Genomic DNA, 21,792 nt, shown 5'->3' on the forward strand with positions numbered 1-21,792 from the left:
ACGCGCGTGCGCGGCACGCCGCGGTCGCGCACGAACCGACCCACCCCGGCGCCGGAGAGGCGACCCGCTGTCGAGCCGTCACGGCCACCCGCTGTGGCCGGCCAGGTCGCCCGTCCCGCGCGCTCAGCCCGTCGCCGGGACGGCCACCTCACGCCGGGGCCCGCCGAGCACGACCTTGAGTGCCCCGGTGTCGGCGGCGCGGGCGAAGACGTCGTAGGCCTCCTCCATCCTGTCCAACGGGAAGGTGTGCGTGACCAGTCGCGTGGTGGGCAGCCGGCCCGCCGCCGCCATCCGCAGCAGGGTGGGCGTGGTACGGGTGTCGACCAGGCCGGTGGTGATGGTCACGTTCCTGATCCACAGATCTTCCAGGTGCAGGGTCGCTGGCCCGCCGTGCACGCCTACGTTGGCGACGTGACCGCCGGGCCGCACCATGCGGGCACACATCTCGAAGGTCTCCGGAACACCCACCGCCTCGATGGTGACGTCCGCGCCGAGGCCGTCGGTGAGGTCGGCGACCAGTTGCCCGGGCGTCTCCCGCGCGTCGGCCACGGCGTCGGCGCCGAACTCGCGGGCGGCGCGCAGCCGGGACGGGTCCACGTCGACGGCGACGATCCGCTCGGGAGCGAACAGCCTCGCCGTGGCGACGGCGGCGAGGCCGACGGGGCCCGCCCCCACGACGACGACCGTGTCGCCGGGACGGACACGCCCGTTGAGCACGCCGACCTCGTAGGCGGTCGGGAAGATGTCCGCCAGGAGGACGGCGTCCTCGCTCGTGACCGTGGCGGGCAGCGGGTGCACGGAGAGGTCGGCGAACGGGACCCGGACGTACTCGGCCTGTGTCCCGTCGATCGTGTGTCCGAGGATCCAGCCGCCCCCGCCGAGGCACTGGCCGTACATGCTCTCGCGGCAGTAGCGGCACCGTCCGCACGCGCTGATGCAGGAGACGAGGACCCGGTCGCCGGGGCGTACGGTGCGTACGTCGCCGCCCACTTCGACGATCTCGCCGACCGCCTCGTGCCCGAGGACGGTCCCGGGACGCACCTCGGGAACATCTCCCTTCAGGATGTGCAGGTCCGTACCGCAGACGGTGACGGCGCCGACGCGTACGACTGCGTCGGTGGGGTCTTTGACGTGCGGGTCGGGGACTTCCTCCCAGGCGGAGTGCCCGGGTCCGTGGAACACGTGAGCCTTCATCTCGCGGCCTCGCCTTCTCGTCGTTCGCCGCAGGTTTCGGGGAAGTGCCTCGCCCGTCCAGCTTGTCGGCGCCACCGGGACCCCGCTTGGGCCGGTCGGCCCCATTGACGTAAAGGTTCCGGCGCCCCAGGGTCCGTACGGTCCCGCCCGTGCGAGGAAAGAAGGCGAACCGCCATGGAACAGGTTGTCCTGCGCGAACCCGACGCGGCCGTCCGGCACGGCGCCGCCGCCGACTGGGCCGCCGCCGAGGCCCGGCTGCGCGGCCTGCCGTTGCGCTACGCGCCGGGCGAGCCGAGCGAGCGTCGGACCGCGCCTGAGGGACGCGGCGGGACACTGACCGTGGTCGGCACAGGCAGTGCGCGGGATCAGGACGGTGCTGCCGGGACCGAGTTCGCGCTGCGTGTCGTCAGCGCTTCGGCGGGTCCGGTGGTGGTCGTGCCGTGCCGCTCACGCCCGGCGCCCGCGGACGGGGAGGTGACGCTCGGCGTCGATGCCCGGGCTCCGGCGGGCGCGGCTGTCGCGTTCGCGTTCAACACCGCACGTTCGCGTCGCGCGCGGCTGCGTGCGGTGCACGCGTGGTCGCTGCCCCGCGAGGCAGCCGTGCTGCCGTTCGCCGTACCGGAGGAGGACCGGGGCGGCTGGGAGGACCAGGAGGTGCAGTTGCTCGCCGACGCGCTGCGACCGTGGCGGGAGCGGTACCCGGAGGTCCGCGCGGTGCCGGACGTGGTGCTGTTCACACCGGTCGAGGCGCTGACCCGCCGGTGCGGGACCAGCGCGCTGCTGGTGGTGGGGCGACCGTCCGGAAAGCCCGTGGGGAGGGTGGCACGGGCCCTGGTACGGGCCGCGCGTTGTCCCGTCGCCGTCGTTCCCTCCCCGGCTCCACGGTAGGCCAGGAGCACGGGCCGCGGCGCGCGGCGACCGGTCCGGAAGACCCGCGGGGCCCGTGACACAGGCCCGGACCGGCCGCGCGTTGTCCCGTCGCCGTCGTTCCCTCCCCGGCTCCACCGTGGGCCAGGAGCACGGGCCGCGGCGCGCGACGACCGGTCCGGAAGACCCACGGGGCCGGCGACACGGGCCCCGGTGAGGGCCGCGGTGAGCCTCCGGCGCCGGCCCTGGCCGGTGCCGGAGGCTCCCTCCCCCTCGGTGTCGGTCCGATGCTCGCGCACTCACGGATCGCCCGGCGCTGCGGCGATCTCCTTCGCCAGGTCCGCGGCCCACGCCTCGATCGCGGGGAAGTCGCGGAAGTCGCCGCCCTTGCCGTTGCGGAGGATCACGCGGGCCAGCCGGCCCCGCGCGCCCTCCCGCAGACAGCCGCCGAAGGTGACGTGTCCGACGACATCGAGATGGGCCATGTCCCGCCGCACGCCGCGTACGGGCGGGACGTCCCGTTCGGCGGCCGAGGCGTCCAGCGGTCCGCTGCTGAAGAACCAGACCGGACGGACGGCCAGGGCACGCCGGTTCCGGCGTACGAAGCGCCGGGCGTCCTTGTGCCAGCGGCCGGCGTAGAGCGCGCCGCCGACGACCACGGCGTCGTACGGCGTGACGTCGCGCACCGACGGAGCGGGCAGCGCTTCGGCCGTGACGCCGTGTTCCCGCAGGGTCCGGGCGACGGCCTCGGCGATCTCCCCGGTGGAGCCGTTGGTCGTCCCGTAGGCGACCAGCGCGGTGACCGGCATCGTGTCTCCCCTCTCCCGTCTCCGTCAGAGCTTGCGCAGCCAGTCGTCGGCCACGCCGTGCACCGCCTGCTCACCCTGCTCGAACCGGGCGTCGTCGAAGCGGTAGGTGAGCTTGTCGACGACGTCGACGACCCCGTCGAGCTGCCGGGTCATGGAGACGGCTATCTCGGCCTCGCTCCTGCGTTCCGTCTGCCCGTGCAGGGTGACGACGCCCTCGGTCACGGCGACGTCGATGCCGCTCGGCGCCAGCCACAGGGCCCGCACCAGGACCTCTTCGATCACCGTGCGGCGGATCTCGTCGTCGGGGCGGAGGAAGACGGTGAGCAGGTCGCGGCGGGTGACGATGCCGACCAACCGGTCCTCCTCGTCCAGGACCGGCAGGCGTTCCACCCGGTGCCGGGCCATGGTGCGGGCGGCCTCCACGATGGTGTCCTCGGCGTGCGCGGTGACGGCCGGCTCGGTCATCAGCTGGCCCGCGGTCCTGGCGGTGGCCTTGGCCGCCTGCTTGCGGGCGGCGGGCCGCAGCGCCACGAGGCTCAACCGCCGTCGCGGCCGGTACGGCTCGGGCGTCCCGGCCTGGTGCATCATCAGGTCCGTCTCGGAGACGACGCCGATGACGTGCTCGTCCTCGTCGACGACGGGCAGCCCGCTGACACGGTGCTCGGCGAGCAGCCGCGCGACCTCCTTGAACGGGGTGCCGTGGCGGGCCCGGACGACGTCGGTGGTCATCACGGAACCGATCTTGTCGTGCTTCATCGCTCTGCCTCCTCGGTGGAGTCGGCGTGGATACGAGGGACGCCGCCCGGCGGACCCGCGGCGGGTCCGCCGGGCGGGCGCGGTGCCGGTCAGCGCAGCCAGCGGTGGTCGCGGACGAACGGGAGCCGGGCCCAGAGCCGGCCCAGGCCGAGCGCGTCGCCGGCCGCGAACGCCGCCAGGACGATCAGGACGGCGGCGTAGACGAGGTGGTAGTCGGCGAACGGGTTCGTCGACATGCTCGGGGAGCCGTCCGAGAGGTGCTTGGCCGGCGGCCACTCGGCGATCCACATCAGCGCCATCATCACGGTCCCGGCGAGGGCCGCGAACCGCAGCGCCACCCCGGCCGTCAGGGCGAGTCCGATGCCGAGCAGGCCGAGCATGAACAGCCAGTCGGCCCAGGTGTCCCCGGCCCACTCGTGGAACGTGGACTCCATCGGCCCCACGGCCACGGAGCCGAGGAAGCCCTGTGTCGGGGAGCCGCCGTCGATCCAGCCCTTGCCGGACGGGGTGGCGTAGCCGAAGCCGAACGTCTTGTCGAGGAACGCCCACAGGAAGACGAACCCCATGAGCAGGCGCGTGGACCCCAGGGCCAGGGCGCGCGCGGTGAGGGTGCCGGTGCGCTCCGACACGGCGGAACCGGAGGCCGCGTCACCCCGGTGCCCGCGGAACGACGGCAGGCGGAGGCCGGTGCCCCGGTGCGGATGCTCGTGCACAGCCATGACGGTGATTCCTTCCAACAGTCCGTCGGTACCTGACGAGACCACCTTGCTCGCGTTCCGCCGGACGGCGCCGGGTGCCGAAGGTCCGCGGCCGTAGGGCCGAACGGCGCTCCTTGCGTGAGCTTCCCGTCCCGGCGGGGTCCCCCGGACCCGAACCGGGCCGTACGACACCTCCCGGGGGCCCTACGGCCCCTCGGCGCCGGCTCCGGTCGGCACGAGGGTGGGGGAAAGGGTCGCCGACCGGCCCGCCCGGCGACCGGTTACGGGGTGGGAGGGAGCTGTGATGAGTCCCCTGGTGCTCGACGTACGCCTCCTGGAACGGCTGGTGGCCGCGGCCGTCGCCGCCCCGTCCCTGCACAACAGCCAGCCCTGGCGCTTCACCGTGAACGTGGCGGAACGCACCGTTCGGCTGTGCGCCGAGCCGGACCGCGGGCTGCGGCACAGCGATCCCACCGGCCGTGCGGTCCACGTCTCCGCGGGCTGCGCGCTCCTCAATCTGCGGATCGCGGCGATCCGTAGCGGCTGGGAGCCGGTGACCCGGCTGCTGCCCTGTCCGGACCGGCCGGAACTGCTCGCCACGGTCCGGCTGGCCGACGCGCTCAGGTCTCCGGCGGCGCCCTGGCTCTACGAAGCCCTGTGGCGACGGCACAGTTGCCGTCTGCCCTTCTCCGACCGGCCGTTGCCCGCCGCCCTGCGCGTCGAGCTGGCCGAGGCCGCGCACGTGGAGGGGGCCGCGCTGTTCCTTCCCGGGCCCGAGGAGACCGGTCGGTTGCTGAGGCTCACGTGGGACGCCGAGCGCCGCAACCGGCTGGACGCAGACCGGGCCACGGAGAGCCGCCGGTGGCTGCGGGAGGCCGGCTCATCGGGGCGCGGCATACCGCCGACGGCGGTGGGACCGCAGGACTTCCAGGACCGGCTGCCGATGCGGGACTTCGGGGCGCACCGCCGGCCCGCCGTGCTGCCGGCCACGCGCTTCGAGCGGCGCCCGCAGCTCGCGCTGCTGACCACCGCCCATGACCGGCGGACGGACTGGCTGCGCGCCGGTGCGGCGCTGGAACGGGTGCTGCTGGTGGCCACCGCCCACGACGTACGCGGCTCACTTCTGCACCAGGCCCTTGAATGGGACGACCTGCGGCACGAACTCGGTTACGTCACGGGCCGCGCGCACGATCACGCGCACATGGTGATACGGCTGGGGTACGGTCCGGAAGGTCCCGCCACACCGCGCCGCGGCGTCCACGAGGCCATGACGACGTGCGGGGACGGCTGCCGGGCGGTCCCGTCCGAAGCGCTGCCGCGAGGTCCGGCCCACCGGACGGACCTCCGGGGCCACGGCTGACCGGGCACGCCGGATACCGGGTGCCACCTCGCGCCGGGTCGCCGCGCGCGGCTACGGGGGCAGACCGCGGCGGACGGCTCCGGCGGCCCGCCGGACCGGCCGTGGTTTCCGGCGCTGGAAGGAGGTGAGCTGCCAGGGCACGCTGATGACCATGCCGGCGGGCACGGACGTGGTCGACGACCGGTCGGGTGTTCTCCTGGCCGGACCCCTCGCCGGAGAGGCCGGGGGCCGCCGGAGAGGCCGGGGGCCGGGGCCGCACCGGTCGGGCCGGCGGTTCGGACAGCGGTACGACGGCTCAGGTCAGGCATTCGGTACGACGGCTCAGGCGTGCGGTACGACGGCGACCGGGCAGCGGACGTGGTGCAGGACGGCGTGGGTGATCGGACCGACGTGGGAGCCGGGTATGCCCGCGCCGGTGCGCCGCCCGACGACCACGAGTCCGGCGTCGCCCGCCGCGTCCACCAGCGCCCCGGCCGCCCTGCCCGACACCACCGTCTCGCTCACGGGCACCGTCGGGTACTTCTCGCCCCACGGCCGGACCGCGGCCACCACCGCCCTTTCCTGTGCGGCGAGTTGCCGCGGGCCGCTCACCGGGAGCTGCGGTGCGGCGGGTGCGACCGTGAGCGTGGCGTCGGAGGCGGGCTGCGGCGGTGCCTTGAAGGCGTGCACCACCCGCAGCCCCGTGCTCCGCCGCCGGGCCGCGTCGAAGGCGAACTCGATCAGTTCGTCACAGGGGCGTCCGATGTCGAGACCGAGGACGACCTGACGGTAGGGGGTCGCCGGTATCTCCTCGGGGGCGACGCCGTCGGCCGGCGGCAGATGCTCGTCCGCGGCGTCCTGTCCCGCCCGGACCAGCACCACGGGCCGGGGGAACCGGGCCACCGCGCGCTGGGAGACGGAACCGGTCACGAAGCCGCCGATGGCGCTCAGTCCGAGCGACCCGAGCACCAGCGGTTCCGACTCCGCCGCGGCGGCGATCAGGGCGTCGACCGTCGCGCCCCGCACGAGCCGGTCGGTGACCGGCACGTCCCCGTGGGCCCGCCGCACGCTGTCCACGGCCTCCCGCAGCAACGCCGCGGCCCAGCCGTGTTCCGTGAAGTCCAGCGGGACGTAGGGCGACGGTTGCGGATGCGGGCGCCAGGCGTGGACGATCTCCAGTCCGGTGCCCCGGCGCCGCGCCTCGCGGGCTGCCCAGTGAGCGGCCGCCAGCGCGGCGGGCGATCCGTCGACGCCGACGGTGACGTTGTGCGGCATGAAGTGTCCCTTCCGAGAACGGTCCGCGGCCACGGTCGGCCTGTGGCCAGCGTGCTCCCGTCGGACGCCGAAGCACAGGGGCCGTACGGCCCCACACCGCCGGTGGGTCATCCGGTTGCGGGGGGCCGCTACCGCCGTTCCCAGCCGGACGCGCCCACGACCGTGCGGGAACGGACCCGAAGGGCGAGGCGCCGGGCCCGGTGCGCGACGGCCGCCCGCACCCGGCGCACGACCCGGCCCGACCGCGACGGATTGCACCGGTACCCCTGTCCGCACGGAGCCGGACGCGGACACGACCGGACACCGTGTCCGGCCACGCAGGCCGGGCGCGGACCCCCTCGCGTCGCACCTCCACACCGGGGTACGGGGACTGACGGGACAGCACCGGTTCCGTCGGCGGACCGTGGTGTTCCCGTAGGGCCGCCGACCCGTCCAGCACCCTCGGCGGAGGGCGTCCGCCGTACGTGCGTGTCGCGGCCCGCCCGGGAGCGCCGGGCCGGGACGTCCCGTACGGCCACCGGCCAGGGTCCGAGCGAACCGCTGCCTGCCCATCGCCGCGCCTCGCCCGCTCGATACGTGCCGCGGGTCCGGCCCGACCGTCGTGCCGACGGCCGGGGTGCGGTTCCGGGACTGTCGGCCCTCTGGGAACCGGCTCTCCGGCCCCTGCCCTTCCCGGCACGCGGCTGCCACTGTCGAAGGGCAGGACGAGTTGCGCGGCGAGGGGGGTGCCGGCCAATGTCCGGAGCCAGGTGCGCGAGGAAACGGCTGTGGCGGTGGCGGGCCAACCCGCTGCGGCGGCCCGTGGACGTCGTCGAGGGCTGGGTCCTCCTGGTGGCGTGGCTGGTCGCCACGGTCGGCGGGGTGCTGGCCGGCCTGGTGACCACCGGCTTCGCCGACGACGTATTCGCCGAGCAGCGTGCCGAACGGCTGCCGCTGCGCGCCGTGTTGCTCACCGGCACCCCGCAGCGCACGACGGCCGCCGACAGCGACGGCCGGACCGTGGCGAAGGTCCGCTGGACGGCGTCCGACGGCACGGTCCGCACCGGGGACACCCTGGTGCCCGGCGGGCTGTCGTCGGGAACGACGGTCACGGTGTGGCAGGACACCCGCGGTGCGCTGGTTCCCGAGCCGACCCGTGGCGCGGAGGCGGCGGTGGAGGCGGCCGTCTTCGGCGTCGCGGCCGGGCTGGGGTTCTCGGGCGTGGCCGTCGCGGCGGCGTTCGCCGGACGCGGCGGGCTGGACCGCCACCGCATCGCGCTGTGGCACAGGGAGTGGGAGTCGGTCGGCCCCCGCTGGACCCAGCGGACGGGATGACGCCCCCGCTCCGGCCACGTGCCGGGCGAGGAGCCGACGACTGTGGACTGTGGGAGGACACCGCCATGAACTGTCGTCATTTTCATGTGGACGGCGTCGTACAGGGCGTCGGCTTCCGGCCGTTCGTGTACCGCACGGCGGCGGAACTCGGCCTGGACGGCTGGGTTGCCAACGTCGACGGCCATGTGGAGGGCGAGGTCACCGGCGCCGCGGTCGCCATCGAGGAGTTCGCGGACCGGTTGCGGACCTGTGCTCCGGCACTGGCCCGGGTGCGCCGGGTCCGGCTGGCCGACAGCCCGGCCGGGCCACCGTACGGACGAGGTTTCCATGTGCGGCGCAGCGCACCGGGCGGTGCCGCGCCCGGCCCCCGCGATCTGCCGCCCGACGCGGCGATCTGCGACGCCTGTCTGCGGGAGCTGTACGACCCGCACGACCGGCGCCACCGCTACCCGTTCATCAACTGCACCGACTGCGGCCCCCGCGCGACGATCATCGAGGACCTGCCGTACGACCGTGTCCGCACCACCATGCGTCGCTTCCCGCTCTGCGCGGCCTGCGCCGCCGAGTACCACGATCCCGGTGACCGGCGCTTCCACGCCGAGCCCGTGGCCTGCCCGGTCTGCGGACCGCGGCTCGCCTGGGAGCGGCTGCGCGAGGAGGACGCGCTGCGGGCGGCGGCCGAGACGGTGGACTCGGGCGGCATCGTCGCGCTGAAGGGGCTCGGCGGCTTCCAGCTGGTGTGCGACGCGACCGACGAGCGGGCCGTGGCGGAGCTGCGGCGCCGCAAAGACCGTCCGGCCAAGCCCCTCGCGGTGATGGTCCGTGACCTGGCGGGCGCCGCCCGGCTGGCCCGCGTCGGCGACGCCGAGCGCCGGGCCCTGACCTCGCCGGCACGCCCGGTGGTGCTTCTCGCCCGGCGTCCTCGCGGCAGGTCCCCGCTCGCGCCCGGAGTGCACCCGGGACTGTCGGACGTCGGTCTGTTCCTGCCCACCACCGGACTGCACCACCTCCTGCTCGACGAGGTCGGCCGGCCGCTCGTGGTCACCAGCGGCAATCGCTCCGGTGAGCCCATCGCCGTCGACGACGCCGAGGCCCGGACCGCGCTGTCGGGCATCGCGGACGGCTTCCTGACGCACGACCGGCCGATCCGGTCCCGCTACGACGACTCGGTGGTGCGGTTCGCCGGACGGTCCCGCGTCACGGTCCGCCGGGCCCGCGGGCTGGCGCCCGCCGCGCTGCCGCTGCCCGTCGGCGAGCCCGTCGCCGGTGTCGGGGCCCAGCTCAAGCACACCGTCACGCTGGCCGCCGCGGGCCGCGCCCATCTCGGGCCGCACACCGGTGACCTGGCCGACCTCGCCACGCACGAGGCGTTCCTGGCCGCCTACGACCAGCTGAGGCGGCTGACCGGCATCGAGCCGCGGATCCTCGCCCACGACCTCCACCCCGGCTACCTGTCGACCCAGTGGGCCCAGGCGCAGCCCCTGCCCCGTACCGCCGTGCAGCACCACCACGCCCACGTCGCGGCCTGCGCCGCCGAACACGGCGTACGCGGCCCGTTCCTCGGGGTGGCCTACGACGGACTCGGACTGGGCGACGACGGCACGCTGTGGGGCGGCGAGATACTCCTCGCCACGCTCCGCGGCTTCCGGCGCGTCGGCCGGTTCGCGACGGCGCCCCTGCCGGGCGGCGAGGCGGCGGTACGGCATCCGTGCCGCACGGCGCTCGGGCAGTTGCTCGGCGGGGAGCGGCTGGGCTGCCCGCCCCCGCCCGTGGAACTGTCGCGCCCCTTCACCGACCGGCTCGATCCGGGCGGTGTCGCCGCCGTACGGACGATGATCGACCGGGAGGTGAACTGCCCGCGTGCCTCCAGCGCCGGACGGCTCTTCGACACCGTGGCCGCGCTGCTCGGCATCGCGGACCGGATCACGTACGAGGGTGAGGCGGCCGTCCGCCTGGAGGCGGCGGCGGGCGACATCCACGCCGCGCCGCTGCCGCACCGTCTGGTGCGGGCGGACGGGCTGTGGGTCTACGACACCGTGCCGACGCTCACCGCTCTGCTGGCGCGGCTCCACGACGGCGAGCGCGTCGGCCCGCTGGCGGCGGCCTTCCATCTGACCCTCGCGATCGCCACCGCCGACCTGGTCGGGCGGGCCGTCTCCGAGGGGGGCCCGCGCACGGTGTGCCTGGGCGGGGGCTGCTTCGTCAACCGCCGGCTGCTCACCGAGACCAGGCGCCGCCTGCGCGCCCAGGGGCTGCGGGTGCTGGTGGGCGGCGAGGTACCGGTGGGCGACGGCGGCATCAGCTTCGGTCAGGCGGCCGTGGCGGCCGCCCGGATCACCGGGGAGAGGTGAGACATATGTGCCTGGGTGTGCCGGGACGGGTGATGGAAGTCCACGACGACGCCGGACTGCGCATGGCCACCGTCGACTTCGGCGGGGTACGGCGCGAGGTGTGCCTCGACTGCACGCCCGGGGCGGGCGTCGGCTCGTACGTCATCGTGCACGTCGGCTTCGCGATCACGACGGTGGACGAGGCCGAGGCGCTGCGCACGCTGACGGTGCTGCGCGCCATGGAGGGCGCGGTCGAGGGCGAGCTGGGTGAGTCCCTGCCGTGACGGCCGTGCGGTCCGTCGGGGTGTCCGGCCCGGCGGGCAGGGGCCGGTCGGCCCCTGCCCGGACGGGTGGGCGCGCGGGACGCTGGAAGTGGTGAAGCCGTCCGATCGCATCCAGCGAGGGGATTCTCATGACCACCGTCGCACCCACGGCCGTGCTCGACCGGGACGGCCTGGACTCGTTGATCCGCGCACTGGTGGCCCGGGGCCGTACCGTCATCGGTCCGACGGTGCGTGACGACGCGATCGTCCTCGCCGAACTGACCTCGGCGGCGCAGCTCCCCTTCGGCCGGGGTGTGGAGCTGGACGCCGGACGGTACCGGCTGGTCAGCCGGCCGGACGGGGCCGCCTTCGCGCACAGCGCCGGTCCGCGGTCGTTCAAGTCCTGGCTGCGTCCGCAGCGCGAGCGGCTGTGGAGCGCCGACCGGTCGCCCGAGGGGGGCGTCGTCTACACCCCGGAGCGGGACGAGGCGCCGTCGTACGCCTTTTTCGGCGTCCGCCCCTGCGACCTGCGGGCGATCGCGCTCCAGGACCGCGTTCTGACGGGCGGCCGCCACGAGGACACCGGCTACGCCAGGCGGCGCGGGCGTGCCCTGCTGATCGCCGCGGAGTGCACCGAGCCCGGGGCGACCTGCTTCTGCGTGTCCACCGGCGGCGGACCCGCGGCCGACGCGGGCTTCGACCTGGCGCTGACCGAGGTGGTGGACGACGCGGGACACCGCTTCCTCGTACGCGTCGGCAGCGACGAGGGCGCCGAACTGCTGGCGGCGGTCCCGCACCGGACGGCCGACCTGGTCACGGAGGCCACCGCGCTCGCCGCCGTGGACGCGGCCCGCGACCGGATGGGCCGCGCGCTGCCCCCGGTCGACCTGCGTGACCTGATGGGCGCGAGCCTGGACGCGGACCGCTGGGACGACATCGCGGCACGGTGCCTGACGTGCGGCAACTGCACGATGGTCTGCCCGACCTGTTTCTGCGTCACGACGGAGGAGGTCACCGACCTCACCGGTGACCACACCGAGCGCTGGCAGCACTGGGACTCCTGCTTCGACCTGGACTTCTCCCGTCTGCACGAGGGACCGGTCCGGTTCTCGACGAGCAGTCGGTACCGGCAGTGGCTCACCCACAAACTGTCCACCTGGCACGATCAGTTCGGCTCCTCGGGCTGTGTGGGCTGCGGACGGTGCGTCACCTGGTGCCCGCCCGGCATCGACATCACGGAGGAGGTCGCCGCGCTGGCGGCCGAACGGGAAGCCACGGACGGCGACGGAGGTGCCCGATGACCTGCCCGCCGCTCCCCCACCGGGTGGTCTCCCGGCGGGTCGAGACCACCGACACGGTCACCCTGCGGCTGGAGCCGGTCGGCGCACCACTGGCCGGCTTCGCTCCGGGGCAGTTCGCGATGGTGCACTGTTTCGGCCGGGGCGAGATCCCGCTCTCGGCCAGCTCCGTGCAGTCCACCGGCGGCCTCGCCCACACGGTCCGCGCGGTGGGCGCCGTCTCGGCGGGACTGTGCGACGCCCGCGTCGGGGACGTGCTCGGCGTGCGCGGCCCCTACGGAACCGGCTGGGAGCTGGAGCGGGCCCGCGGCCGCGACGTGGTGGTGGTCGCGGGCGGCATCGGGCTCGCCCCGCTCCGGCCCCTGATCCTGCGGGCCCTGGCCGAACCCACGGCATACGGCCGCGTCAGCGTCCTGGCCGGTGCCCGGACCCCCGGTGACCTGATCGACCGGGAGGCCACCGCCCGGCGCCCGACCGCGTACACCGGTGTGACCGTCGACCGGCCCGACGCCTCCTGGCGGGGACCCGTGGGGCTCGTCACCGCGCTCCTCGACCGGGCGCCGTTCGACCCGGACACCGCGTGGGCGTTCGTCTGCGGGCCCGAGCCGATGATCCGCGCCACGGCCCGCGACCTGGTGACACGCGGGATGCCCGCCGGGCACGTACGCGTGTCGCTGGAGCGGAACATGCGGTGCGCGACGGCGACGTGCGGGCACTGCCAGCTCGGCCCGGTGCTGCTGTGCCGGGACGGACCGGTCGTCGGCTGGGACCTGGCCGGCTCCCTGCTGTCGGTGAAGGAGTTGTGAGATGACACCGAACGGAACGGCGGCCGGTTCCGGCGCCGCCCCCACCCTGGCGGTGTTCAAGCTGGCCTCCTGCGACGGGTGCCAGCTCACCCTGCTCGACTGCGAGGACGAACTCCTCGCGCTCGCGGACAGGATGGAGATCGCGCACTTCCTGGAGGCGTCCAGTTCGGTGGGTCCCGGCCCGTACGACCTGGCACTCGTGGAAGGGTCGGTGACCACGACCGCCGACGCCGAACGGGTCCGCGCGATCCGCGCCGCCTCGCGCCGCCTGGTGACGATCGGGGCCTGCGCGACCGCCGGCGGCATCCAGGCACTGCGGAACTTCGCGGATGTCGCGGAGTACCGGCGCACGGTGTACGCCCGTCCCGAGTACGTCGCCACGCTCGCCGCCTCCACGCCCGTCTCCGCCCACGTGAAGGTCGACTTCGAACTGCGGGGCTGCCCCGTCGACCGGCGTCAGCTCCTGGAGGTCATCACCGCGTTCCTCGCCGGCCGCGAGCCCGCCGTGCCCGACCACAGCGTGTGCTTCGAGTGCAAACGGCGCGGTGTCGTCTGCGTGACCGTCGCCTGCGGGATTCCCTGCCTCGGGCCGGTCACCCACGCCGGGTGCGGAGCGCTGTGCCCCGCGTACCGGCGCGGCTGCTTCGGCTGCTTCGGCCCCGCCCGGTCGGTGAACCTGCCCGCGCTCGTCCCCCTGCTGCGCCGCGACGGCCTGGACGACGAGGCGGTCGGACGTCTCCTGCACACCTACAACGCCGCCGCCTTCGACGAGGAGACGCACCGATGACACACCGTGGCTCCCGCGTCCTGCGGGTCGGTTCGCTCTCCCGGGTCGAGGGCGAGGGCGCGCTGCGCCTGCGCGTCCGCGGCGGGCGGGTCACCGAGGCCCGGCTGGAGATCTACGAACCCCCGCGGTTCTTCGAGGCGTTCCTGCGCGGACGCGCGTACACCGAGCCGCCCGACATCACCGCCCGGGTCTGCGGTATCTGCCCGGTGGCCTACCAGATGAGCGCCTGCGCGGCGATCGAGGACGCCTGCGGGACCACCGTCGACCCGGCGGTCCGGGACCTGCGCCGGCTGCTGTACTGCGGGGAGTGGATCGAGAGCCACGCCCTGCACATCTACCTGCTGCACGCGCCGGACTTCCTCGGCCGGGCGAGCGCGATCGAACTGGCCCGCACGCACCGGGCGGACGTCGAACGGGGGCTGCGGCTGAAGAAGAGCGGCAACTCCCTGATGGAGCTGATCGGAGGCCGGGCGGTCCATCCGGTCAACGTCCGTCTCGGCGGCTTCCACCGGGTCCCGTCGCCGGGCGAGCTGCTCTCCGTACGCGAGGAACTGCGCGTGGCCCTGGACGACGCGTGGGAGACCGTGCGGTGGGTGGCCGGCTTCGAGTTCCCCGACGCGCGTACGGAGGCGGACCTGCTGGCGCTGGCCCGGCCCGACACGTACGCCATCGAGTCCGGCACCCCGGCCGTGCTGCGCGCCGACGGCACCACCGGCTCCTTCCCGGTCTCCGACTTCCCCGCGCACGTGGCCGAGACCCAGGTGCCGCACTCCACGGCTCTGCACGCGGCCCTCGACGGGCGCCCGCACCTGACCGGTCCCCTGGCCCGGTTCGCGATCGGCGGCCGACGGCTGTCGGCCGTCGCCGCGCAGGCGGCGGTCGAAGCCGGCCTGGGCGACCCCCGGTGGGGCGCCGTCTGCCGCAACCCGTACCGGTCGGTCCTGGTCCGGGCGGTGGAGACGGTGTACGCCGTGGAGGAGGCGCTGCGCCTGATCGACGTCTACGAGCCCCCGGCCCGCCCGTACACCGAGGTGGAGCCGGTCGCCGGGGTGGGCCACGGCGCCACCGAGGCACCGCGCGGGCTGCTCTACCACCGCTACGCGCTCGGCGCGGACGGCCTGGTGACGGACGCGGTGCTGGTGCCGCCCACCGCGCAGAACCAGGGCGCGATCGAGGACGACCTGCGCCGCGTCGCCCAGCGGGCCCTGGACGGCCCGCGCCCCCCGGACGACGACGAGCTGACCGCCCTGTGCGAGCGGGCGATCCGCAACCACGACCCGTGCATCTCGTGCTCCGCCCACTTCCTGGACCTGACGGTGGTGCGGACGCCGTGAAGTACCTGGACGAGTACCGCGATCCCGTGCTCGCCCGCCGGCTGCTGGCGGAACTGCGGCGCACGGCCACGCGCCCATGGCGGATCATGGAGGTGTGCGGCGGGCAGACCCACACCCTGGTCCGCCAGGGCATCGACGAACTGCTGCCGGCCGGTATGCGGATGATCCACGGTCCGGGCTGTCCGGTCTGTGTGACCTCGCTTCAGACCCTCGACCGGGCCATGGCGATCGCCGCCAGGCCCGGGGTGATCCTCACCAGCTTCGGCGACATGCTCCGGGTTCCCGGCACGGAGACGGACCTGCTGTCCCTGCGGGCGCGGGGCGCGGACGTCCGCGTGGTCTACGCGCCGATGGACGCTGTGCGGCTGGCGGCCAGGCATCCGGACCGGGAGGTGGTGTTCCTCGCCGTCGGCTTCGAGACGACGGCACCTGCCAACGCCACGGCCGTGCTGCACGCCCACCGGCTCGGCCTGACCAACTTCTCGGTGCTGGTCAGCCACGTCCTCGTACCGCCCGCCATGACCGCGCTCCTCGACGACCCGGACTGCGAGGTACAGGCGTTCCTCGCGGCGGGACACGTGTGCGCGGTGATGGGCTGGCGGGAGTACGAACCGATCGCCGCCGACCGCCGGGTGCCGATCGTCGTCACCGGCTTCGAACCGCTGGACCTGCTGGAGGGCCTGCTCATGGCCGTGCGGCAGTTGGAGTCGGGGCGCCACCAGGTGGAGAACCAGTACGCGCGGGCCGTGCGCCGCTCGGGCAACACCGAGGCGCAGGACGTCATCCGCACTGTCTTCCGGGTCACCGACCGGCCCTGGCGCGGCATCGGGACCCTGCCCGCCAGCGGGCTGCGACTCGCCGACGCGTACGCGCGCTACGACGCCGAGCGCCGCTTCGACCTGGCCGGCCTGCGCTCGGCCGAGGACGGGGAGTGCATCGCGGGTTCGGTCCTGACCGGCGCCCGGCTGCCCACCGACTGCGCCGCCTACGGCACCCGCTGCACACCCCGGCACCCCCTCGGCGCTCCCATGGTGTCGTCCGAGGGCACCTGTGCCGCGTTCTACGCCGCCGGACGCACCCGCGATTAGGAGCACACCATGACGACCGACTGTCCCGCCCCGCTCCACGAGGACGAGGTCGTGCTGCTCGGGCACGGCGCCGGCGGCCGGCTCACCGCCGACCTCCTGGACCACCTGATCCTGCCCGCGCTCGACGGTGTCCCCGGCCCGCTGGAGGACGCGGCGCTGCTGCCCGGCCAGGAGGAACTGGTGCTCAGCACCGACAGTTTCGTGGTGAGCCCCCTGTTCTTCCCCGGCGGTGACATCGGCTCGCTCGCCGTCCACGGCACCGTCAACGACCTCGCCATGCGCGGCGCCCGGCCGATCGCGCTGTCCGTCTCCCTGATCGTCGAGGAGGGCCTGCCGCTGTCCGTCCTGCGCGCGGTGGTCGGCTCGCTGGGCAAAGCCGCCCGCGCCGCCGGCGTGCCCGTGGTCACCGGGGACACCAAGGTCGTCGGGCGCGGTGCCGCCGACCGGCTGTTCATCAACACCACCGGCGTGGGACGACGGCGCGGCGCGCTGCGTCCCTCGGCGGCGCTGGCCCGCCCCGGGGACGCCGTCCTGCTGTCGGGACCGGTCGGGCTGCACGGCACGACGGTGCTCAGCACCCGTGAGGGGCTGGGGTTCGAGAGCGACATCGCCTCCGACAGCCGGCCGCTGCACCGGCTGGTGAGTGCCTTGACGCCGCTGGGCGGCGCCGTCCACGTACTGCGCGACCCGACCCGCGGCGGGCTGGCCGCCGCCCTCAACGAGATCGCCCGCGCCTCCTCGGTCGCCGTCGAGATCGAGGAAGACGCCGTGCCCGTTCCCGAGGCGGTCGCCGCAGCCTGCGACCTGCTCGGTCTGGACCCGCTGACCGTGGCCAACGAGGGGTGCCTGGTGGCGTTCGTCGACGCCCCGCGGGCCGCGGACGCGCTCGCCGCCCTGCGCTCCCTGCCGGAGGGCACGGCCGCGCGGCGGATCGGCGAGGTGCTGACGGCCGGTCCGGCGGGGCGGGTGACCCAGCGCACCCTGGTCGGCGCCCGGCGCGTCGTCGAGATGCCGCTGGGCGAGCAGTTGCCCCGTATCTGCTGACATCTGCTGAATATCTGCTGAGGTCACGCCGGGACCGATCGCGGGAGGCGGTATGGGCGGTACGACGGACGGGAACGCGGCGGCGCTGCCGCGCAGGACGTACGAGCGCGAACTGCTGCGGTTGCAGACGGAACTGGTCAAGCTGCAGGAGTGGGTGCGGGCGGAGGGTATCCGTCTGGTCGTGGTCTTCGAGGGGCGGGACGCAGCCGGCAAGGGCGGCACGATCAAGCGCATCGCCGAGCACCTCAATCCGCGCGTGGCCCGGATCGCGGCGCTGCCCACGCCGACCGAGCGGGAGCGCACCCAGTGGTACTTCCAGAGGTACGCCGAGCAGTTGCCCGCCGGCGGGGAGATCGTGCTGTTCGACCGCAGCTGGTACAACCGGGCCGGTGTCGAGCACGTCATGGGCTTCTGCACCGCACGGGAACACCGGCTCTTCCTGCGGCACTGCCCCGTCTTCGAACGGATGCTGGTGGAGGACGGGATCCTGCTGCGCAAGTACTGGTTCTCGGTGAGCGACGCCGAGCAGCAGCGGCGCTTCCACCGACGGGCCGAGGACCCGGTGCGGCGCTGGAAGCTGTCGCCCATGGACCTGGAGTCGATCACCCGTTGGGAGGCCTACTCGCGGGCCAAGGACGAGATGATGGCGGACACCGACATTCCGGAGGCGCCCTGGTACGTCGTCGAGAGCGACGACAAACGGCGGGCCCGCCTCAACATGATCGCTCACCTGCTGGGCTCGGTGCCCTACCACGACGTACCGCCCCCGGCCCTGCGGCTCCCGGACCGTCCCCCGTCGACCGGCTACGTACGTCCGCCCCGGCACCTGCGCACCTACATCCCGGACCACGCGGCGGGTCTGTGACCTGACCCGGGGAAGAGCGGGCCCGGTCGCGCCTTCGGTGCCCGCGCCAACGTGTTGGTCACCGTACGGTGCGAGACGACGGCGCGCGGCGCGGACAGCCGCCGCGGTGGCAAGGCCGCCGGCACCCGGACTAAGACCAGGAGAGCGGCGACCCGCGGAGGCCCGTCGTCCGCCATGCGGAGCCGGGCCCGCACGGCCGGGCCCCCCGTCCGCGCACCCGCGGCCGTGGCCGGTCACTGGGCACCGTCCGGCCGGCTTCCCCCGTGTCGCGGGACGTTCGGCCCCTGTCGGGAACCCCGCGTTGCCGGGAGAGTCGTGGCCGAGCGACTCGGGAGGTGACCATGCCCGCCGTATCCAACCCGGAGGACGGCTCGGCCGACGGGCACGACCGCTCCACGGCCATCGCCGTCTCCGGCCTGGTCAAGACGTTCGGCCGCACGCGCGCCCTGGACCGTCTGGACCTGACGGTGGCCAGGGGCGAGGTCCACGGTTTCCTGGGGCCCAACGGCGCGGGCAAGACCACCACCATCCGTGTGCTGCTCGGCCTGCTCAGGCCCGACGCGGGCCGGGTCACGGTGCTGGGCGGCGACCCCTGGGACGACGCGGTCGCGCTGCACCGCCGGATGGCCTACGTGCCCGGGGACGTCAGCCTGTGGCCGAGGCTGACCGGGGGCGAGATCATCGACGTCTTCGGACGGCTGCGCGGCGACCTGGACCGGGACCGCCGGGACGAACTGCTGGACCGGTTCGAACTCGACCCCGGCAAACGGGCCCGTACCTATTCGAAGGGCAACCGGCAGAAGGTCGGACTGGTCGCGGCACTCGCGTCGCGGGCCGAACTGCTGATCCTCGACGAACCGACCTCCGGACTCGACCCGCTGATGGAGACCGTGTTCCAACGGTGCGTGCGCGAGGCGAAGGCCGAGGGGCGCACGGTGCTGCTGTCGAGCCACGTCCTGGCCGAGGTCGAGGCACTGTGCGACCGGGTCGACATCATCCGCTCCGGGCGCACGGTCGAGAGCGGGACCCTGGCCGAACTGCGCCACCTCACCCGTACGTCGGTCGAGGTCGAGACCGCCCGGCCGCTCACGGGTGTCGACGCGCTGCCCGGTGTGCACGGGGTGCGGACCGACGGTCACCGGGCCCGGTTCGATGTCGACACCGGCCGTCTCGACGAGGCCGTACGCCACCTCACGGGTTTCCGTATCCGGACCCTGGTCAGCAGACCGCCCACGCTGGAGGAACTCTTCCTCCGCCACTACGGTGACGACCCGGCCGGGGAACGCCGTCCGCCGGGGAGGCATCCGGAGGGAACCGCCCGGGACGGAGCCGGGCCGTGACCGCGTGGCCGCTCCAGCTGACCGGGACCCGTGTCCTCGCCGGCTTCGTCCTGCGCCGTGAGCGCGTGCGCGTCGCTGTCTGGACGACGGCGGTGCCGCTGCTGGTGCTGCTGACGGCGGCGAGTGTCAAGGGGCTCTACCCCACCCAGCACGACCTCGACGTGGCGGCCCGCGCCAGCGAGGACAACGCCGCGTCGATCGCCTTCAACGGACCTCCGCTGGCCTTGGACACCCTGGGCGGCGAGGTGGCGTTCCAGACAGGCTCCCTCGGGCTGGTGCTGGTCGCGCTGATGACCCTGTTCACGGTCGGCCGCCAGACCCGCGGCGAGGAGGAGGCGGGCCGTGCCGAACTCGTACGCTCCATGGCGGTCGGACGGCACGCGAACGCCGCCGCCGCGCTGATCGTGGCCGTCGCCATGAACGTCGTCGTCGGCGTTCTCCTCACGGCCGGTCTGATCGCCATGGACCTGCCCGTCTCGGGGTCGGCCGTCTTCGGCGCCTCCTTCTGTGCCCTGGGGCTCGTCTTCGCCGGCGCCACCACGGTCCTCGCGCAGATCAGCGAGAACACCCGGGTGGTGCACGGCGGCGCCGGTGCCCTGCTGGGTCTGGCGTTCCTCCTGCGGGCGGTGGGTGATATCGGGGACGGCACGGTCTCGTGGCTGTCGCCCCTGGGCTGGGTGCAGAAGGCCCGGCCGTACGCCGGTGAACGCTGGTGGCCGCTGCTGATCGCCGCGGGCTGCGCAGTCGCCACCGTAGTCGTGGCGGCCGTCCTCGCGGGCCGGCGGGACCTGGGAGCCGGCCTGGTGGCGCCCCGGCCGGGCCCGGAGCGTGCGGCCCCGGCTCTCGGCCGCCCGCTGGGGCTGGCCCGGCGCCTGCAACGGGGCGCTCTCCTCGGCTGGAGCTGCGCCGTGTTCCTGGCCGGAGCCGCGTACGGCTGGGTCGCCGACGACGTCGAGGACTTCGTCAGCGACAACGACACCATGCGGGACATCATCACCGGGTACGGCGGTGCCGATCTCACCGACGCCTACCTCAGCCGTTCCCTTCTCACGGTCGCTCTGCTGGGAGCCGGCTTCGCCGTGCAGTCCGCGCTTCTCCCGCGCGGCGAGGAGACCGCTCTGCGGGCCGAGCCGGTGCTGGCCACCCCGGTGTCACGCCGCCGCTGGGTCGGCAGCCACCTGATGGTGGCCATGGGCGGCAGCGTCGTGGTGCTCGTCTCGGCGGGCCTGGGCACGGGTGTCACGTACGCGGCCGTCAGCCGGGACGCCGGTCAGATCCCACGGCTGCTGGGTGCCGCGCTCGCGTACGCGCCCGCGCTGTGGGTCCTGGCCGGTCTCGCGACGGCGCTGTACGGGCTGCTCCCCCGCGCGGTCGTCGGTGCCTGGGCACTGTTCGCTCTGTGCCTGCTGGCCGGGCTGCTCGGAGAGGTCCTCGGCCTGCCAGAGCGGGTGACCGGCCTCTCCCCGTTCGAGCACGTCCCGCACCTGCCCGCCGAGGAGTTCACGGTCGTCCCCCTCCTGGTCCTCACCCTGCTCGCGGCCGGTCTCACGGCCGTCGGCCAGGCGGGCTTCCGCGGACGCGACGTGGGATGACATGAGGTGACATGAGATGAAGTGGGGTGACGTGAGGTGGCGTCGAGTGTCTCGGGGCGAGGACGTCGGGTGCAGGGGTGGCGGGCCGAGGTTCCCCGGGCGGTCCGTACGATGCCGGGACCAAGCTCCTCCGCAACGGCCGGCGGGACCCGTGGCCGCCACCCGCAGGGGCCGGGTAGCCGGCGCCGTCTCCGGAGCCGACCTGCCCGAGGCCGCGCGTCTCGTATCTGTCCCGGACGCCCATGGACGCCGTCCGGACCGATGCCGGCGGCGGGGTCGCCGTCCTGAGCGGCAGGGTCAGGGACAGGTCGTCGACACTCACGGCTCGGGAAGGGCCCGTTCGTCCCTGCCCGTATGCACCGACCAGCCCCTGGTCCTGCTCCCCCGCCCGCTGGACGATGGACCAAAGGACACGTCCGGCAACCGGTTGGCACCAGGTGCACGGCGGCCGGCGCGGGCACACGAGGGAGGTTCGGCCATGATTCCGCTCCTGCTGATCGGTGCGACGGTGATCGGCGCCTGTCTGGTGTTCGGGTACAGCTCGATCATCGTGGGCCTGGTCCTGATGACCGCCGGCATTCTGGGGCTTGTCGCCTTCATGTCCACGCCGGGTGCCGTGCTTCGCCCGGGCGAGAACGAGGTCGTCGAGCGGCGGCACTACATCGGCAAGCACGACGATCACCGGTCCTACCGCGACTGACCGGGCGGGCGCCCTTCCTCCGGGGCGACGTCCCACGGCTCTCTGGGGTGCCGCGCGGGATACCACCACGCCGGCACCTCAGGAGGCGGGACA

General features: G+C 74.3%; 20 protein-coding genes. 15 read left to right on the plus strand and 5 right to left on the minus strand.

Going from position 1 to position 21,792, the window contains the following annotated elements:
- Window positions 1-123: 123 nt before the first annotated feature.
- On the minus strand, window positions 124-1,194 hold the full coding sequence (locus tag UW392_RS63315; RefSeq protein ID WP_320784580.1) for an alcohol dehydrogenase catalytic domain-containing protein: 1,071 nt from the start codon (window positions 1,192-1,194) through the stop codon (window positions 124-126).
- 174 nt (window positions 1,195-1,368) lie between these two features.
- Here UW392_RS63315 and UW392_RS63320 point away from each other — a divergent pair, with 174 nt between their 5' ends.
- Window positions 1,369-2,082: a universal stress protein gene (locus UW392_RS63320; RefSeq protein WP_320784581.1), complete on the plus strand. Its 714-nt coding sequence runs from the start codon at window positions 1,369-1,371 to the stop codon at window positions 2,080-2,082.
- Between the two features lie 278 nt (window positions 2,083-2,360).
- On the opposite strand, the gene UW392_RS63325 is transcribed toward UW392_RS63320, so the two are convergent.
- The 3 genes from UW392_RS63325 to UW392_RS63335 form a co-directional block, all read right to left on the minus strand.
- The gene (locus UW392_RS63325) at window positions 2,361-2,870 is read right to left on the minus strand and encodes a flavodoxin domain-containing protein (protein WP_320784582.1); all 510 of its coding nucleotides are present in this window, start codon (window positions 2,868-2,870) and stop codon (window positions 2,361-2,363) included.
- 24 nt (window positions 2,871-2,894) lie between these two features.
- Complete coding sequence (locus tag UW392_RS63330) at window positions 2,895-3,626, minus strand: CBS domain-containing protein (protein ID WP_320784583.1); 732 nt, start codon at window positions 3,624-3,626, stop codon at window positions 2,895-2,897.
- A gap of 89 nt (window positions 3,627-3,715) precedes the next feature.
- The gene (locus UW392_RS63335) at window positions 3,716-4,345 is read right to left on the minus strand and encodes a DoxX family membrane protein (protein ID WP_320784584.1); all 630 of its coding nucleotides are present in this window, start codon (window positions 4,343-4,345) and stop codon (window positions 3,716-3,718) included.
- A gap of 283 nt (window positions 4,346-4,628) precedes the next feature.
- Between UW392_RS63335 and UW392_RS63340 the strand changes: the two genes are divergently transcribed.
- A complete protein-coding gene (locus UW392_RS63340; protein ID WP_320784585.1) occupies window positions 4,629-5,684 on the plus strand; it encodes an Acg family FMN-binding oxidoreductase in 1,056 nt (351 codons plus the stop codon).
- 321 nt (window positions 5,685-6,005) lie between these two features.
- Here UW392_RS63340 and UW392_RS63345 read toward each other — a convergent pair whose 3' ends face one another.
- Window positions 6,006-6,938 (minus strand): universal stress protein, encoded by a 933-nt coding sequence (locus tag UW392_RS63345; RefSeq protein WP_320784586.1) that lies wholly within the window; start codon window positions 6,936-6,938, stop codon window positions 6,006-6,008.
- A 735-nt stretch (window positions 6,939-7,673) separates the two neighbouring features.
- On the opposite strand from UW392_RS63345, the gene UW392_RS63350 reads away from it, so the two are divergent.
- The 13 genes from UW392_RS63350 to UW392_RS63410 all read left to right on the plus strand — a co-directional run bounded on the left by UW392_RS63350 (window position 7,674) and on the right by UW392_RS63410 (window position 21,699).
- A complete protein-coding gene (locus UW392_RS63350; RefSeq protein ID WP_320784587.1) occupies window positions 7,674-8,252 on the plus strand; it encodes a hypothetical protein in 579 nt (192 codons plus the stop codon).
- A gap of 65 nt (window positions 8,253-8,317) precedes the next feature.
- Entirely contained in the window at window positions 8,318-10,603 is a 2,286-nt protein-coding gene (gene hypF / locus UW392_RS63355) for a carbamoyltransferase HypF (RefSeq protein WP_320784588.1), read from the plus strand.
- A gap of 5 nt (window positions 10,604-10,608) precedes the next feature.
- The gene (locus UW392_RS63360) at window positions 10,609-10,866 is read left to right on the plus strand and encodes a HypC/HybG/HupF family hydrogenase formation chaperone (protein WP_320784589.1); all 258 of its coding nucleotides are present in this window, start codon (window positions 10,609-10,611) and stop codon (window positions 10,864-10,866) included.
- Between the two features lie 128 nt (window positions 10,867-10,994).
- Complete coding sequence (locus UW392_RS63365; RefSeq protein WP_320784590.1) at window positions 10,995-12,146, plus strand: 4Fe-4S dicluster domain-containing protein; 1,152 nt, start codon at window positions 10,995-10,997, stop codon at window positions 12,144-12,146.
- Window positions 12,143-12,949 carry an FAD/NAD(P)-binding protein gene (locus UW392_RS63370; RefSeq protein WP_320784591.1) on the plus strand — a complete coding sequence of 269 codons (807 nt, stop codon included), beginning with the start codon at window positions 12,143-12,145 and terminating at the stop codon, window positions 12,947-12,949. Before UW392_RS63365 ends, UW392_RS63370 begins: the two co-directional genes overlap by 4 nt.
- A 1-nt stretch (window position 12,950) precedes the next feature.
- The gene (locus UW392_RS63375; RefSeq protein WP_320784592.1) at window positions 12,951-13,736 is read left to right on the plus strand and encodes an oxidoreductase; all 786 of its coding nucleotides are present in this window, start codon (window positions 12,951-12,953) and stop codon (window positions 13,734-13,736) included.
- Window positions 13,733-15,070 carry a Ni/Fe hydrogenase subunit alpha gene (locus UW392_RS63380; RefSeq protein WP_320784593.1) on the plus strand — a complete coding sequence of 446 codons (1,338 nt, stop codon included), beginning with the start codon at window positions 13,733-13,735 and terminating at the stop codon, window positions 15,068-15,070. Before UW392_RS63375 ends, UW392_RS63380 begins: the two co-directional genes overlap by 4 nt.
- Window positions 15,067-16,158 carry a hydrogenase formation protein HypD gene (hypD, locus tag UW392_RS63385; protein WP_320784594.1) on the plus strand — a complete coding sequence of 364 codons (1,092 nt, stop codon included), beginning with the start codon at window positions 15,067-15,069 and terminating at the stop codon, window positions 16,156-16,158. The genes UW392_RS63380 and hypD overlap by 4 nt, the downstream gene beginning before the upstream one ends.
- 9 nt (window positions 16,159-16,167) lie before the next feature.
- Window positions 16,168-17,202: a hydrogenase expression/formation protein HypE gene (gene hypE, locus UW392_RS63390; RefSeq protein ID WP_320784595.1), complete on the plus strand. Its 1,035-nt coding sequence runs from the start codon at window positions 16,168-16,170 to the stop codon at window positions 17,200-17,202.
- A 52-nt stretch (window positions 17,203-17,254) separates the two neighbouring features.
- Window positions 17,255-18,067: a polyphosphate kinase 2 gene (gene ppk2, locus UW392_RS63395; RefSeq protein WP_320784596.1), complete on the plus strand. Its 813-nt coding sequence runs from the start codon at window positions 17,255-17,257 to the stop codon at window positions 18,065-18,067.
- 341 nt (window positions 18,068-18,408) lie between these two features.
- Window positions 18,409-19,407: an ABC transporter ATP-binding protein gene (locus UW392_RS63400; RefSeq protein ID WP_320784597.1), complete on the plus strand. Its 999-nt coding sequence runs from the start codon at window positions 18,409-18,411 to the stop codon at window positions 19,405-19,407.
- Window positions 19,404-20,999: an ABC transporter permease gene (locus tag UW392_RS63405; protein WP_320784598.1), complete on the plus strand. Its 1,596-nt coding sequence runs from the start codon at window positions 19,404-19,406 to the stop codon at window positions 20,997-20,999. Before UW392_RS63400 ends, UW392_RS63405 begins: the two co-directional genes overlap by 4 nt.
- Window positions 21,000-21,477: 478 nt before the next feature.
- Window positions 21,478-21,699, plus strand: coding sequence for a hypothetical protein (locus tag UW392_RS63410; RefSeq protein WP_320784599.1), 222 nt, complete (start codon window positions 21,478-21,480; stop codon window positions 21,697-21,699).
- Window positions 21,700-21,792 lie beyond the last annotated feature (93 nt).

The organism is Streptomyces sp. CRN 30 (genome assembly GCF_034105845.1).